Origin of the sequence: Photobacterium aquae, assembly GCF_001029445.1 — a bacterium.
Taxonomy (GTDB): domain Bacteria; phylum Pseudomonadota; class Gammaproteobacteria; order Enterobacterales; family Vibrionaceae; genus Photobacterium; species Photobacterium aquae.
In genome coordinates this window covers 29,871-44,177 of the sequence record NZ_LDOT01000066.1, presented here as the reverse complement: position 1 = coordinate 44,177, position 14,307 = coordinate 29,871, and the positions used below count along the sequence as shown (strand labels likewise).

General features: G+C 51.8%; 14 protein-coding genes and 1 pseudogene. 14 read left to right on the top strand and 1 reads right to left on the bottom strand.

Annotated elements, in window-relative coordinates:
* From ABT56_RS22665 to motX, 9 genes and pseudogenes are all read left to right on the top strand, one after another.
* A pseudogene (locus tag ABT56_RS22665) lies at positions 1-622 on the top strand (DNA mismatch repair endonuclease MutL); the annotation flags it as partial.
* On the top strand, positions 615-1,550 hold the full coding sequence (gene miaA, locus ABT56_RS22660) for a tRNA (adenosine(37)-N6)-dimethylallyltransferase MiaA (protein ID WP_047881186.1): 936 nt from the start codon (positions 615-617) through the stop codon (positions 1,548-1,550). The pseudogene ABT56_RS22665 and the gene miaA, both read left to right, overlap by 8 nt.
* An 85-nt stretch (positions 1,551-1,635) precedes the next feature.
* Positions 1,636-1,905, top strand: a complete 270-nt coding sequence (gene hfq, locus ABT56_RS22655) for an RNA chaperone Hfq (protein ID WP_047881185.1) — start codon at positions 1,636-1,638, stop codon at positions 1,903-1,905.
* A 25-nt stretch (positions 1,906-1,930) separates the two neighbouring features.
* Positions 1,931-3,220 carry a ribosome rescue GTPase HflX gene (gene hflX / locus ABT56_RS22650; protein WP_047881184.1) on the top strand — a complete coding sequence of 430 codons (1,290 nt, stop codon included), beginning with the start codon at positions 1,931-1,933 and terminating at the stop codon, positions 3,218-3,220.
* 57 nt (positions 3,221-3,277) lie between these two features.
* The gene (gene hflK, locus ABT56_RS22645; protein ID WP_047881183.1) at positions 3,278-4,432 is read left to right on the top strand and encodes an FtsH protease activity modulator HflK; all 1,155 of its coding nucleotides are present in this window, start codon (positions 3,278-3,280) and stop codon (positions 4,430-4,432) included.
* A gap of 2 nt (positions 4,433-4,434) precedes the next feature.
* Positions 4,435-5,475 (top strand): protease modulator HflC, encoded by a 1,041-nt coding sequence (gene hflC, locus ABT56_RS22640; RefSeq protein ID WP_047881182.1) that lies wholly within the window; start codon positions 4,435-4,437, stop codon positions 5,473-5,475.
* Positions 5,476-5,613: 138 nt separating this feature from the next.
* The gene (locus ABT56_RS22635) at positions 5,614-5,808 is read left to right on the top strand and encodes a DUF2065 domain-containing protein (protein ID WP_047881181.1); all 195 of its coding nucleotides are present in this window, start codon (positions 5,614-5,616) and stop codon (positions 5,806-5,808) included.
* Positions 5,809-5,930: 122 nt separating this feature from the next.
* Positions 5,931-7,247, top strand: a complete 1,317-nt coding sequence (locus tag ABT56_RS22630) for an adenylosuccinate synthase (protein ID WP_047881180.1) — start codon at positions 5,931-5,933, stop codon at positions 7,245-7,247.
* 166 nt (positions 7,248-7,413) lie between these two features.
* On the top strand, positions 7,414-8,040 hold the full coding sequence (gene motX / locus ABT56_RS22625) for a flagellar protein MotX (RefSeq protein ID WP_047881179.1): 627 nt from the start codon (positions 7,414-7,416) through the stop codon (positions 8,038-8,040).
* A gap of 68 nt (positions 8,041-8,108) precedes the next feature.
* Here motX and hmpA read toward each other — a convergent pair whose 3' ends face one another.
* Positions 8,109-9,293: an NO-inducible flavohemoprotein gene (gene hmpA / locus ABT56_RS22620; protein ID WP_047881178.1), complete on the bottom strand. Its 1,185-nt coding sequence runs from the start codon at positions 9,291-9,293 to the stop codon at positions 8,109-8,111.
* A 105-nt stretch (positions 9,294-9,398) separates the two neighbouring features.
* Between hmpA and nsrR the strand changes: the two genes are divergently transcribed.
* From nsrR to priB, 5 genes are all read left to right on the top strand, one after another.
* The gene (gene nsrR / locus ABT56_RS22615) at positions 9,399-9,833 is read left to right on the top strand and encodes a nitric oxide-sensing transcriptional repressor NsrR (protein ID WP_047881177.1); all 435 of its coding nucleotides are present in this window, start codon (positions 9,399-9,401) and stop codon (positions 9,831-9,833) included.
* 114 nt (positions 9,834-9,947) lie between these two features.
* Positions 9,948-12,521 carry a ribonuclease R gene (gene rnr / locus ABT56_RS22610; protein ID WP_047881176.1) on the top strand — a complete coding sequence of 858 codons (2,574 nt, stop codon included), beginning with the start codon at positions 9,948-9,950 and terminating at the stop codon, positions 12,519-12,521.
* Between the two features lie 3 nt (positions 12,522-12,524).
* Entirely contained in the window at positions 12,525-13,259 is a 735-nt protein-coding gene (gene rlmB, locus ABT56_RS22605; RefSeq protein ID WP_047881175.1) for a 23S rRNA (guanosine(2251)-2'-O)-methyltransferase RlmB, read from the top strand.
* A 343-nt stretch (positions 13,260-13,602) separates the two neighbouring features.
* The gene (rpsF, locus tag ABT56_RS22600) at positions 13,603-13,989 is read left to right on the top strand and encodes a 30S ribosomal protein S6 (RefSeq protein WP_047881174.1); all 387 of its coding nucleotides are present in this window, start codon (positions 13,603-13,605) and stop codon (positions 13,987-13,989) included.
* A 7-nt stretch (positions 13,990-13,996) separates the two neighbouring features.
* Positions 13,997-14,299 carry a primosomal replication protein N gene (gene priB, locus ABT56_RS22595; RefSeq protein WP_047881173.1) on the top strand — a complete coding sequence of 101 codons (303 nt, stop codon included), beginning with the start codon at positions 13,997-13,999 and terminating at the stop codon, positions 14,297-14,299.
* The last annotated feature ends 8 nt before the right edge of the window (positions 14,300-14,307 follow it).

Genomic DNA, 14,307 nt, shown 5'->3' with positions numbered 1-14,307 from the left:
AACGCCAACGCCAACGCCAATTCGCCAAGGTGCGATCGACGGGGCCAGCGGTTGTGGGCTGGGCAAGGCCTTGAGCTTGGTGGAGCAGCGTTATTTGCTGCTAGGACGAGATGACGGTCTGAGCCTGTTGGCATTGCTGCCTGCCCAGCGTCTGCGAGCCAAAGGGCAGCTAAGGCTAGCCAAGAGCGAAGGGCTGAAACCTCAGCCATTGCTGATTCCGCATTCCATTCCTGTTGAAGCAAGTATGATAGACTGTGCCGAACAGCATGCATTGTTGTTGAAGCAGCTAGGCATACAGCTTAAAGCGAAAGGGCGTAGCCATTTGGTGATCCTCTCTGTATGTATGCCATTGCGTCAGCAAAACTTGCAGCAGTTGATCCCGGCCTTGCTGGAATACTTGGCGAGTGTTGCCGAGGATGCCGAGGCGCAGGGATGGGATCGTTTGCTAGAGTGGCTTGCCGGCCAAATTACGGTTGAGCTTCCCGCTTACAGCCTTTCCCAAGCGATCCAGTTGGTGACAGAACTGGAGCAGCTATGGGGCCATGAACTTGAACATTACAATACACAACTGCTGCGCCCAGTCGATGTGCGTGCGGCAATAGAAGCATTTGACTATGACTAAGCCTTTACCGACGGCCATTTTTCTTATGGGCCCGACAGCCTCGGGCAAAACCGATTTGGCAATCCGCTTGCGCCAACAATTGCCTGTGGAGTTGATAAGTGTCGATTCCGCCCTTATCTACAAAGGTATGGACATTGGAACGGCAAAGCCAGACGCCGACGAACTGGCTCAGGCTCCCCATCGTCTTATCGATATTCGTGATCCAGCGCAAAGTTATTCAGCTGCGGACTTTCGTGCTGATGCACTGAAAGAAATGGCTGATATAGTGGCAGCAGGGCGTATTCCTTTGCTAGTCGGTGGTACGATGTTGTACTACAAGGCATTGTTGGAAGGTTTGTCGCCATTGCCTCCGGCGGATCCGGCGATCCGCGCCCAGATAGAGCAAGAGGCAGCGGAGAAGGGCTGGCAGGTGCTGCATGAGGAATTGGTAAGGGTTGACCCTGTTTCCGGGGCTCGAATCCATCCTAATGACCCTCAGCGATTGTCACGGGCATTGGAAGTTTTTCGTATTTCGGGTAAAACTTTAACTGAGCTTACGAAAACTCAGGGTGAATCGTTGCCTTATAAGGTTCATCAGTTTGCAATAACTCCCAAGGATAGGGCTGTCTTGCATCAGCGGATCGAGCAGCGTTTTGACAAGATGATCAAAGCTGGTTTTGAACAGGAAGTTCGCGCTTTGTATGAACGAGGGGATCTGTACCCAGATTTACCGTCAATACGTTGTGTAGGGTACCGCCAGATGTGGGAATATTTGGACGGGCAGTGTAGCTTGGATGATGCGGTTTTCCGTGGTATCTGTGCCACCCGTCAATTGGCTAAGCGTCAGATCACATGGCTCAGAAGCTGGAAGGATCTGACGTGGTTAGACAGTAGTGATGTCGATGCATCGTTACAAACCATCACAAACTCAGTTAGATGTGATATTTGATTAGCGTGTATACTCACTACTGTTTTGCGTATTTAATTTTGATTCGTTGCTAACTACAACTACAAACAAATAAGGAAAAGAAAAAATGGCTAAGGGGCAATCTCTGCAAGACCCGTTTTTGAACGCTTTGCGTCGCGAAAGAATCCCTGTTTCAATCTACCTTGTTAACGGTATCAAGCTGCAAGGCCAGATTGAATCTTTTGATCAGTTTGTGATCCTGCTGAAAAATACTGTAAACCAAATGGTTTATAAGCACGCGATTTCTACCGTAGTACCCGCGCGTCCTGTAAATCACCACCATGCCGGTGATCGCCCAGCCTCTGCTGATCGTTCTCAGGAAAAAACCGAAGAATAATATTCTTCGTTAAGGAGTTGATTGCTTGTTTGACCGTTATGAATCCGGTGAGCAGGCAATTCTTGTTCATATCAACTTCACGCAAGAAGGGGAATGGGAAGATCTCAGCGAGTTTGAAATGCTGGTCTCCTCGGCGGGAGTCAATACGCTACGTGTTGTGACAGGTAGTCGTAAAACTCCCCACCCTAAGTATTACGTGGGAGAAGGTAAAGCACAGGAAATTGCCGAAGCAGTTCGGGCATTAGATGCCGAAATTGTCATATTCAACCACTCTCTTTCTCCAGCGCAAGAGCGCAACTTGGAGCAAATCTGTAAGTGCAGGGTGTTAGACCGTACAGGCCTGATCCTTGATATCTTTGCCCAGCGAGCACGAACCCATGAAGGTAAGTTGCAAGTTGAGTTGGCACAGCTACGTCATATCTCGACCCGCCTGATCCGAGGCTGGACCCACCTTGAACGCCAGAAAGGCGGGATAGGCTTGCGTGGTCCGGGTGAGACCCAGTTGGAAACCGACCGTCGTTTGCTGCGCGAGCGGATTAAAACCATTTTGCGTCGATTGGAAAAAGTAGCCAAGCAGCGGGAGCAAGGTCGCCGGGCGCGCAACCGAGCAGAAATCCCGACCATTTCCTTGGTGGGCTACACCAATGCCGGTAAGTCTACTTTGTTCAACCGGGTGACAGAGGCCGGGGTGTATGCGGCCGACCAGCTGTTTGCGACCTTGGATCCGACGCTTCGTAAAATCGACGTGGCGGATGTAGGTACAGCGATTCTTGCTGACACCGTTGGTTTTATTCGCCATTTGCCTCATGATTTGGTGGCGGCGTTTAAGGCAACATTGAAAGAGACTCAAGAAGCCACCTTGTTGTTGCATGTGGTTGATGCTAGCGATGAGCGTTTTCGCGAAAACATCGAAGCGGTAGATGCTGTCCTCGAAGAAATCGAGGCCAACGAAGTACCGTCCTTGCTTGTCATGAATAAGATTGACAACTTGGAAGGGGCTGAGCCTCGTATCGAGCGTGATGGTGATGGTATCCCGCGTCGGGTATGGGTTTCAGCAATGGAAGGGCAGGGTATTGACCTGCTGTTCGAAGCACTGACGGAGCGGTTATCCGGAACGATGGTTAGGCATACTCTGTGTCTGCCGCCTCAGTTCATCGGCCGCTATCGCAGTAAGTTCTATCAGTTGGGCTGTATTTTGCATGAAGAATATGACCCTGACGGCAGCCTCAAAATTGATATCCGATTACCGCTGACAGAGTGGGCTCGGTTACAAAAAAGAGAAAGTACATCGCTTGATGACTTTATCGTTGCTTAATGGACTGCTAGAGTAATAAAAAAAACTGTCGTCATATCATATTGATGGAGTTCTATAATGGCGTGGAATGAGCCTGGTAACAACGGCGGCCGTGATAATGACCCTTGGGGGAATAATAATCGCGGTGGTCGTGATCAAGGTCCGCCGGATCTCGATGAGGTTTTCTCTAAACTGAGTCGCAAATTCGGTGGCGTTTTTGGGAATAAAAAAGGACCTTCAACGGGTGGCAGTGCCGCCGGTGTGGGGGTAGTGGTAGTATTGGCTGCCGCGGTATGGGGGTTTTCGGGCTTCTATACTATCGGTGAAGCTGAGAAGGGTGTCGTGCTGCGTTTTGGTGAGGCGCTGAAGGAGGAGGTTGGTCCGGGTCTTAACTGGAAGCCTACTTTTATTGACGAAGTGATCCCTGTCAACGTGCAGGCAATTCGTTCGCTGCGTAGTTCAGGTTTGATGCTGACCAAAGACGAGAACGTGCTGCAGGTTGAGATGGATGTGCAGTATCGCGTTGCTCAGCCGCAGAAGTATCTGTTCAGCGTGACCAATGCTGATGACAGCCTGCGTCAGGCCACAGACTCGGCGTTACGTGCGGTGATTGGCGACTCCACCATGGATCAGGCTCTGACAACGGGCCGTCAGGTGATCCGTGCCAATACCCAAAAAGCAATTGACGATATCATCCAGAAATACGATATGGGTCTGCAGGTTGTTGACGTCAACTTCCAGTCTGCCCGTCCGCCGGAAGCGGTGAAGGATGCATTCGATGACGCTATCGCCGCGCGAGAGGATGAAGAACGTTTCGTCCGTGAGGCAGAGGCATACAGCAATGATGTTCTACCGAAGGCAACCGGTCGTGCAGAGCGTATCAAGCGTGAGGCAGAAGGTTACTCTGAGCGCGTAGTCAACGGTGCGCTGGGTGAGGTCGCCCAGTTCGAAAAGCTATTGCCTGAGTATTTGGCCGCGAAGGAAGTGACGCGCGATCGTCTCTACCTTGAAACGATGGAACGCGTCTATTCCAATACCAGCAAGGTAATGGTGGACTCCAACTCAAGCGGTAATTTGTTGTACCTTCCTTTGGATAAGCTGGTTAAGCCGACAGAGCAAGGTAAACCACAAAGTGGCACAACTACCGACTACGGCATCGAGCTGGAAAAAGTAGAGACGGCGCCAGTAACAACGGCACCGCGTGCTAATACCGGTCGTCAGGGGAGATATTAATTATGCGTAAGTTAATTATCCCGGTCATTGTGATTGTGATCGCGACATTGCTGATGTCGATGTTCGTGGTGCAAGAAGGCGAGCGTGGGATTGTGGTGCGTTTCGGACGTATTCTGAAAGATGATCCGAAGGTTGATTCAAATACTGTGCAGAACTCGACGGCTGAGATGGAGAATGCGCGGATCTACGAGCCGGGCCTGCATTTCAAAATGCCGGTATTTGACCGTGTACGCATGTTGGATGCACGTATCCAGACTATGGATGATCAGGCCGACCGTTTTGTAACGTCAGAGAAAAAAGACGTAATCATCGATACTTACGTAAAGTGGCGTATCGAAGACTTTGGTCGTTACTACCTGACCACGGGCGGCGGCGATGTGTCGACGGCACAGGCTTTGCTTAAGCGTAAGGTTGTTGACAGCTTGCGTTCTGAAATCGGTTCGCGTGAAATCAAGCAGATTGTTTCTGGGCCGGAACGCGGCACACCGGCGGCAACTGTCGTGAGTGATGACGATGTGGCACCTGCGACAGATATCGTGGCTGAAGTGGCACCGAGCAAGGAAGTGGAAGGCCAGCGTGATCAGATCATGGAAAACGTGCTGAAGGATATTCAGGTCAGTGCGATGAAGGATCTGGGCGTGCGTGTGGTTGACTTCCGTATGAAGAAAATCAACCTGCCAGATGAGATCAGTGAATCGATCTACCGCCGTATGCGTGCAGAGCGTGAGTCGGTAGCTCGTAAGCACCGTTCACAAGGGCGCGAGAAGGCCGAAGTGATTCGCGCCAAGTCCGACTTGGAAGTTGCGAAGATCCTAGCTGATGCTGACCGTGAAGCTCGAGTTTTACGTGGTACGGCGGATGCGAAGACGGCTGAGATTTACTCGTCAGCTTTTGGTAAGGATCCTGAGTTTTATAACTTCTTGCGTTCACTCAAGGCTTACGAAAATAGCTTCAACTCGAAGAACGATATTCTGGTTGTTGACCCGAATACCGAATTCTTCAAGTACATGAAAGAGTCGAATGCTATAGGTACCGCTAACTAAGCAGTATCGGCAAAGCATCAAAGGCAAGACGAGAGTCTTGCCTTTTTTTTGCCTGTTGCTCTCGACTGCATAGGGCGTGGAAGCGGAGTATCGCGAACGGTTTTGGGTATAATGGCGGTACAACAACGGAGGCTCGGAATGAGTAATACAATTTGGCTGGCCTTGGGGCTGGTGTTGGTATTTGAAGGGCTCGGACCATTGCTGGCACCGCGAGGATGGCGTGAGATGGTGAGCCAATTGAGTCAGCAGGATGACAACACCTTACGCCGTATTGGAGGCTGCTTGGTGGTGGCCGGCAGTGTTATCGCCTATATGATGTACACTAGTATGTAAATGCCTCTAGCACAGTTGCGTGACATCGGTGTTGATGGCGTATTGGCTATGGTCAAAAAATGACTGCAACGTGACGTTTAAGGTGCTAGAATCCTTTTTTAACTACAGATAGACGAAGAAAGATGGCAAATAATGTAGTCGTTCTTGGCACCCAATGGGGTGACGAAGGTAAGGGAAAGATCGTTGATCTTTTGACTGAAGATGCAAAGTATGTAGTACGCTACCAAGGTGGCCATAACGCTGGACACACTCTTGTAATTGACGGTGAAAAGACAGTCCTTCACCTGATCCCATCAGGTATCTTGCGTGACAACGTTAAATGCATCATCGGTAACGGTGTTGTACTTTCTCCTGACGCACTGATGAAGGAAATGGGCCCGCTAGAAGAACGTGGTATTCCTGTTCGCGAGCGTCTATTCCTGTCAGAAGCATGTCCGCTAATTCTTCCATACCACGTTGCGCTTGATCAGGCTCGTGAAATTGCTCGCGGTAAGAAAGCGATCGGTACAACAGGTCGTGGTATCGGTCCTGCGTACGAAGACAAAGTTGCTCGTCGCGGTCTGCGCGTTGGCGATCTATTCGATAAAGCTGCATTTGCTGAAAAGCTAAAAGAAGTGATGGCTTACCATAACTTCCAGCTAGAGCATTACTACAATGCAGAGCCTGTAAGCTACGAAGAAGTACTTGAAAACATCATGGCTCAGGCTGATATCCTGACCGCGATGGTTATTGATGTGACCAAAGAGCTTGATGATGCGCGTCTGCGTGGCGACAAGATCATGTTCGAAGGCGCGCAGGGTACACTGCTTGATATCGACCACGGTACTTACCCTTACGTAACGTCTTCTAACACGACTGCTGGTGGTGTTGCTGCCGGTTCTGGTTTTGGTCCTCGTCACCTAGGTTACATTCTGGGTATTGCGAAGGCTTACTGTACTCGCGTTGGTGCAGGTCCTTTCCCAACAGAGCTATACGACGGTCTAGACAAGCAAGATCCTGTCGGTAAGCACCTAGGTACAGTTGGCCACGAGTTTGGTGCGACAACGGGTCGTCTACGTCGTACAGGTTGGTTTGATGCTGTAGCTATGCGCCGTGCCGTACAAATCAACTCTATCTCAGGTTTCTGCCTGACTAAACTTGATGTACTTGATGGCTTGAAAGAGCTGAAAATCTGTACTGGCTACAAAACGCAATCTGGCGAGCTTCTAGAAGTATCACCAATGGCGGCAGATGCTTACGAGAACCTAGAGCTGATTTACGAAACAATGCCTGGTTGGTCTGAGAACACCGTTGGTGTGAAATCTCTAGACGAGCTTCCACAAGCGGCGTTGAACTACATCGCACGTATTGAAGAGCTAACGGGTGTGCCAATTGATATTATCTCTACTGGCCCAGACCGTAACGAGACAATCATCAAAGTTCACCCATACGGTAACTAATCCACTCGCGTCTAACGCCAGTGTTGATGAATAGAAACCAGCCTTCGGGCTGGTTTTTTTGTTTTTATTTCAAAATATTACAAGTGTCATAATCATAATGAATTTTCACTAAAGTCTATTTAGAATCGGCCGATACCCTGTTAATCCTTGACGTTGGAGCCCCATCATGAGCCTTCGAGCCTTGCTGATCACGACATTGCTGGTAGTGACCCCCGCTATGGCCTCTGAGGCTATCGGCGATGCGGTGCCTGTGTATACTGAAAACCAGCTGATCCGAATGTTTGACACCAATAGCCATCTTGAGCGTGTTAGAGCCGATGACTGCCAGTTGGTGCAGGACATTGAAGCGCGGGCGGTTAGGGTCGAGTCACCGGCCTACCAATACCTCTATGGCGATATGCTGGCATGGGGGGTATGCGTCAAGCGTGATGCCGAGCTTGGGATTCACTACATGCAAGAGGCGGCACAGCAAGGGTTACCGGCTGCGCTGGAGCAGCTGGGGCGTTACTATGCCCGAGGGATCCTTGTGCAGCAGGATAGCGAACGAGCGATTCCTTATTTGCGCGAAGCGGCATCGATGGGCAATGTTAATGCCCGGATTTTGTTAGCCGAGTTGTTGTTGAGAGATTACGGCAGCCCGTTGGATTTCGAGGATGCCTATCGCTGGCTATACCATACCGTGTCGGCGAGCAAGGTGACCCACAATAAAATTACCCAGTTGCGGCTGGGGCTAGAAAACCGGATGCCGGCCAATGTGATCGCCCGGGCCAAACGGCGTGATTCTTATTGGTGATAGAAAAAGACATAAAAAAAGAGAAGCCAAAGGCTTCTCTTTTTTGTTATGGCGAATGCGACAAATAATCACAGCACTTTATGGGGGCCAAAACACTCATAGTGTAGCCTGTCTTCGGCTATTCCCAGTGCCAGCAGTTGTTTGGCGATCGACTGCATGAAGCCGACCGGGCCGCAGAAATAATAGTGCATGTCTGGCTCGCTGAGCATCTCGGCGACCGCGTTCAAATCCATCATCCCTTCGAACTGGAAGTCACGGTCAGGTTGGTCGCAGTCTCTTGGCTGGCGATACCAAGTATGGGACGAAATGTGAGGGTGGTGCTCAGCAAGATCGGCAACATACTCGCGGAAAGCATGGTGGCTACCGTTTTCGGCTGCATGTAGCCAGCGGACAGGGGCTTGGTGTTCTGTCAGGCTTTCAAGCATTGACAGGGTTGGAGTCAGGCCGACCCCGGCGGAGATCAGGGCGACGGGAGCTGACGGGGCGAGGTCGAGGAAAAAGTCGCCGGCAGGCGGCACAACATTGATGGTATCGCCGATCTGTACCTGCTGGTGGAGGTAGCCGGAGACAAGCCCACCCTCTTCGCGCTTGACGGAAATCCGGTACTGATCGGCTTGCGGCGCTGAAGATAAGCTGTATTGGCGAATTTCCTGGTTGTCGAATTCCTCCGGATGAAGGTAAACCCCCAGATACTGGCCGGGCCGGAATGGGGCGACGCTGCCACCGTCAACAGGCTTGAGGGTGAAGCTGGTGATGACTTCGCTTTCGGCTTTCTTGTCGGTGATAACAAATTCGCGAAGCCCCTGCCAGCCGCCCTGCTTGGCAGCGTTGTCGCTGTAAATCTCGGCTTCGCGTTTGATGAAGATATTTGCCAGCAGGCCGTAGGCTTCGCCCCATGCGTCGAGGACTTCTTGTCCTGGCGCGAGCAGTTCATCGATAGTGGCGAGCAGGTGCCCGCCGACAATCGCATACTGCTCGGCGGTGATCATAAAGCTGGTGTGTTTGTGGGCGATTTTCTCGACGGCTGGCAGCAGGGCGGCGAGGTTGTCGATGTGGGTGGCATAGGCGCAAATGGCGTTGAACAGGGCTTCGCGCTGGTCGCCGTTGCGCTGGTTGCTCATGTTGAAAATATCTTTGAGCTCGGGATTGTGGTGGAACATTCGTTCGTAAAAATGCGCAGTCAGGGCTGGACCTGTCTGGGCGACAGCGGGTGTGGTGGCTTTGATTATCTCGATTGTTTGTGGGCTGAGCATGACTTTACCTATTATTAGTTGTATTTGTAATGCATGTTATAACTTGTATCTTATCTGTATCTTTTAGTCAATATCCAGATTAAAATGCCAGCAGGAGGAGTTATTGTGCAGCTGACAAGTTTTACCGATTACGGCCTGCGTGCCCTGATTTACCTTGCGACCCTACCACAAGGGGAGCTGGCGAGTATCACCAAGGTGACTGAAGTGTACGGGGTGTCCCGCAACCATATGGTGAAGATTATCAATAAGCTAGGCCAGCTGGGGTATGTCGAGACGGTACGAGGCAAAAATGGCGGGATCCGTTTGGGTAAGCCTGCCGACCAGATAGTGATCGGAGATGTTGTTCGGGCAATAGAGCCGTTGCAAATTGTGAATTGCAGCGAAGAGTTTTGCCACATTACCCCTGCTTGCCGCTTGAAAGGGGTCCTGTTTAGTGCTCGGCAGGCGTTTCTTGCCGAGCTGGATGACCATACCCTTGCGGATATGATAGACAACAACCCGCCGCTGCGAGTGCTGTTGGAGCAGCCAGTGGCCGACTAACCCGCCGATAACTTCAAACCTCCCAGGGGAGCCGAAAATTTCGATCTGGCTCCCGTCTGTTCACCTAGGGCGCGGATATACTTGAAGCATATCCTCGCCAACTTGGATCTAATTATGTCAAAAGGTACTACCGAAATACCGGTCGATCCTTTTCGCGATCGCGAAGCATCAAACTACGAAAACCCGGTTCCTAGCCGAGAAATGCTGCTGGAAGTGATCCGCGGGTTTGATACACCGGTTAGCCGGGATCAGCTATTTGAAATGCTGAACCTGGAAGGGGACGACCAATATGAAGGCCTGCGCCGCCGCCTGAGGGCGATGGAACGCGATGGCCAGCTAATTTTTACCCGTCGTCAGTGCTATGCGTTGCCAGAGCGGTTGGATTTGATCAAGGGCCATGTGATTGGCCACCGTGACGGTTTTGGTTTCTTGCGTCCTGAGGGCAGCCACGCCAAGGAAGATGACCTGCTGTTGCCGCACCACCAGATGCGCGGTGTAATCCACGGTGATTATATTCTTGCTCAGGTTGCTGGTACGGATAAACGTGGCCGCCGCGAAGGCCGCGTGGTTCGCGTATTGAAACATTACGAAGGCCAGATTGTCGGTCGCTATTTCATCGAAGATGGCATGGGCTATGTGGTGCCGGATGATTCCCGTATCGCGCAGGATATTGTGATCCCGCAGGACCAGCGTCAGGGTGCTCGGATGGGGAACGTGGTGGTAGTGGAAATTACCCAGCGTGCGACCCGCCAGTACAACGCGATCGGCAAGATTGTCGAGGTTCTGGGCGAGAACATGGCGCCGGGGATGGAAATCGAGATCGCCCTGCGAACCCACGATATTCCTCACGAGTGGCCTACTGAGGTCGACAAGCAAATTCAAGGTCTTGGCGAAGAGGTTCCGGAAGAAGCCAAGCAAGGCCGGGTTGATCTGCGCAATCTGCCGTTGGTGACTATCGATGGCGAGGATGCCCGTGACTTTGATGACGCCGTTTACTGTGAGCGCAAGAAGTCGGGTGGCTGGCGTTTGTGGGTCGCGATTGCCGACGTCAGTTACTACGTGCGTCCGGGGACGGCGTTAGATAACGAAGCGGTGAAGCGCGGTAACTCCGTGTACTTCCCGTCTCAGGTTATCCCGATGCTGCCGGAAGTGCTGTCCAACGGTTTGTGTTCTCTGAACCCGCAGGTAGATCGTCTGTGTATGGTGTGTGAGATGACCATTTCAGATGCGGGTAAGCTGTCGGGTTACAAGCACTATGAAGCGGTGATGAATTCCCATGCCCGCCTGACCTACACCAAAGTTAGCAAGATGCTTGAAGGTGACGAGGAACTGCGCGAGCGCTATGCGCCGCTGGTGCCGCACCTTGAAGAGCTGTACAGCATGTACAAGGTACTCAAGCAGTCTCGTGAAGAGCGTGGTGCGATTGAGTTTGAAACGGTGGAAACCCAGTTCATTTTCAATGCCGATCGTAAGATTGACCGTATTGTGCCGGCTGAGCGTAACGATGCGCACAAGATTATCGAAGAATGTATGATCTTGGCCAATATCGCCTCTGCGCGTTTTGTGGAAAAAGCCAAAGAGCCGGCTCTGTACCGTGTTCACGATACTCCGGGTGAAGAGCGTCTAACCGGTTTCCGTGATTTCTTGGGTGAGTTGAGCCTGCAGTTGTCGGGAGGCCTTGAGCCGTCACCGAAAGACTATGCCGCATTGGCCAACTTGATCCAGAATCGTCCGGACAAAGAGCTGATCCAGACCATGTTGCTGCGCTCGATGAAGCAGGCCGTGTACCAGGCGGATAATATTGGCCACTTTGGTTTGGCGCTAAGCCAGTACGCGCACTTTACGTCACCGATCCGCCGTTACCCGGATTTGACCCTACACCGAGCAATCAAATATCTGGTTGCCAAGGAAAACGGGACAAACAAGGATCGCTGGACACCGACCGGTGGCTACCATTACTCGTTTGACGACATGGATACGCTGGGCGAGCAGTGCTCGATGACCGAGCGCCGTGCCGATGATGCGACCCGTGATGTGGCCGATTGGCTCAAGTGTGAGTACATGCAGGATCACGTCGGCGACGTGTTTGACGGTGTGATTGCCAATGTGACGGGCTTTGGTTTCTTCGTTCGCCTAAACGAGCTGAATATCGATGGGCTTGTCCATATCTCGAACCTGGCCAATGATTACTATCAGTATGATCCGATCGGCCAGCGCTTGATTGGCGACGCATCGGGTCAGGTTTACCGTCTTGGTGATACGGTGACGGTAAAGGTTGCCTCTATCAACCTGAATGACCGCCAGATTGACTTCGATATCGTTGGCAGCAACCGCAAGCCGAGCCGTGCTGGCAAGACTGGCCGCGACCGCGAGAAGCGTGAGAAGAAGCAGCGGATGCGCAAGGCCGAGGGTCTGCAGCGTCAGAGCCTGAAGGTTTACCGTGTCGAAGGCGGTGAAGCACAGGATGAAGACAACGCCAAGAGCAAGAAAACCCGTCGTTCGGTACGCCAGAAACTCAAGACCGGGGCTATCCCTGCGATAGAGGGCGACAAGGCTCCACACGGTAAGGGCCGCAAAGGCAAGCCGGATGTCGCTGGCGCCGATCCGGCGAAAAAGAAAAAATCGACCAAGTCACGTAAGAAAAAAGCGCGTCCTGGCAAGAAAGAACGTGCAGCAAAGAAGAACTAATCCATGAGTAATGACATGATTTTCGGTATTCATGCCGTACAGGCCGTATTGGCATCAGATCCATCGCGTTTCATTGAGGTGTTTGTCCTCAAGGGGCGTGAGGATGACCGCTTGCTACCTGTGCTCAATGAGCTTCAGGCGCTGGGTATTACGATTCAGCAAGCTGGCCGTAAGGCACTTGATGACAAGGCGAAAGGGGCCTCGCACCAAGGGATTATTGCCCGCGTTCGTCCTGGTAAACAGTACAACGAGAATGATCTTGACGACATTCTTGCCGGCAAGGACAGCCCATTGCTGTTGGTGCTGGACGGTGTGACCGATCCGCACAACCTTGGCGCATGTCTGCGAAATGCCGATGCGGCGGGTGCTGTGGCAGTGATTGTACCTAAAGATCGTTCGGCGCAGCTCAATGCGACAGCGAGCAAGGTGGCATGTGGTGCCGCAGAAGTGGTGCCGTTGGTGCGTGTGACTAACCTGGCCCGTACCTTGCGCCATTTGCAGGAGCAAGGCGTGTGGGTTGTCGGTACGGCAGGCGAGGCGACTCATGATATCTACCAGAGCAAGCTAACCGGCCCGCTGGCGATTGTAATGGGGGCTGAGGGTGAGGGCATGCGCCGCCTGACGCGTGAAACCTGTGACGATCTGATTAAGATCCCGATGTCTGGTTCTGTATCGAGCCTGAACGTTTCCGTTGCGACGGGGATCTGCCTGTTCGAGGCTGTTCGCCAGCGTCAGTAATCAACCTCTCGGCCAGAGTGCTGGTCGAGAATATGAGCGACAACAACCGGTGCGGCACGTAGGTGCGGCACCGGTTTTTTTGTATCTGTCGGTCATGTGTTGCGTGCGGGGCTGTACGGAGGGCGAGGGTGAGTTCAACGCTCTGCAGACGTCTATCTGTCTGAATAGCCGTTGTGTTTTATTTGCTGAGATATCTTCTGCCAGCGAAGAAAATTCGCTTGCTTAAATTGTCCATTCTCTATACTATTCTGCCTCCAAATTCTCGGTTATTTATCTTAGTTCCTTGCTTCTCCTGGATGACCGAGCCAAATAGAGAAGCTGAATAATCCGTAAGGAGCAACCCATGCGTCATTACGAAATCGTATTCATGGTGCACCCAGATCAAAGCGAGCAAGTTGCTGGCATGATCGAGCGCTACACTGGTGCAATCAAAGATTCTGGTGGTCAGATTCACCGTCTAGAAGATTGGGGCCGTCGTCAAATGGCTTACCCAATCAACAAGCTGCACAAAGCACACTACGTTCTAATGAACGTTGAAGCTGAGCAGTCTGTAGTTGACGAGCTAGAGTCTAACTTCCGCTTCAACGATGCTGTGATCCGTAACATGATCATGCGCACTAAAGGCGCTATCACTGAGCCATCTCCAATGATGAAGGCTAAAGAAGAGCGTGCCCCACGTCGTGAAGAGCGTGCAGAAGCACAATCTGAAGGCGAAGCAGCAGCTGAGTAATTTGTAAATGACCAATCGTCTGGAGTTGTCTGGCGTTATCGCCAAGGACCCCAAACGAAGCCAGTCGCTGGCGGGGATCCCTCATTGTCACTTTGTGCTTGAGCACCGTTCCTACCAGCAAGAAGCTGATTTACCACGCCAGGTGTATTGCTACATCAACGTGGTGGTTAGTGGGCAAGGTCAGCAAGTACTCACTCAAGATTTAGCTATCGGAAGCCACATTAAGGTAGGGGGCTTTGTTTCTTACCACACCGGCCGTAATGGCATCGGTAAATTAGTGTTGCACGCCGATCACATTGAAAAAATTTAGTTCAGGAG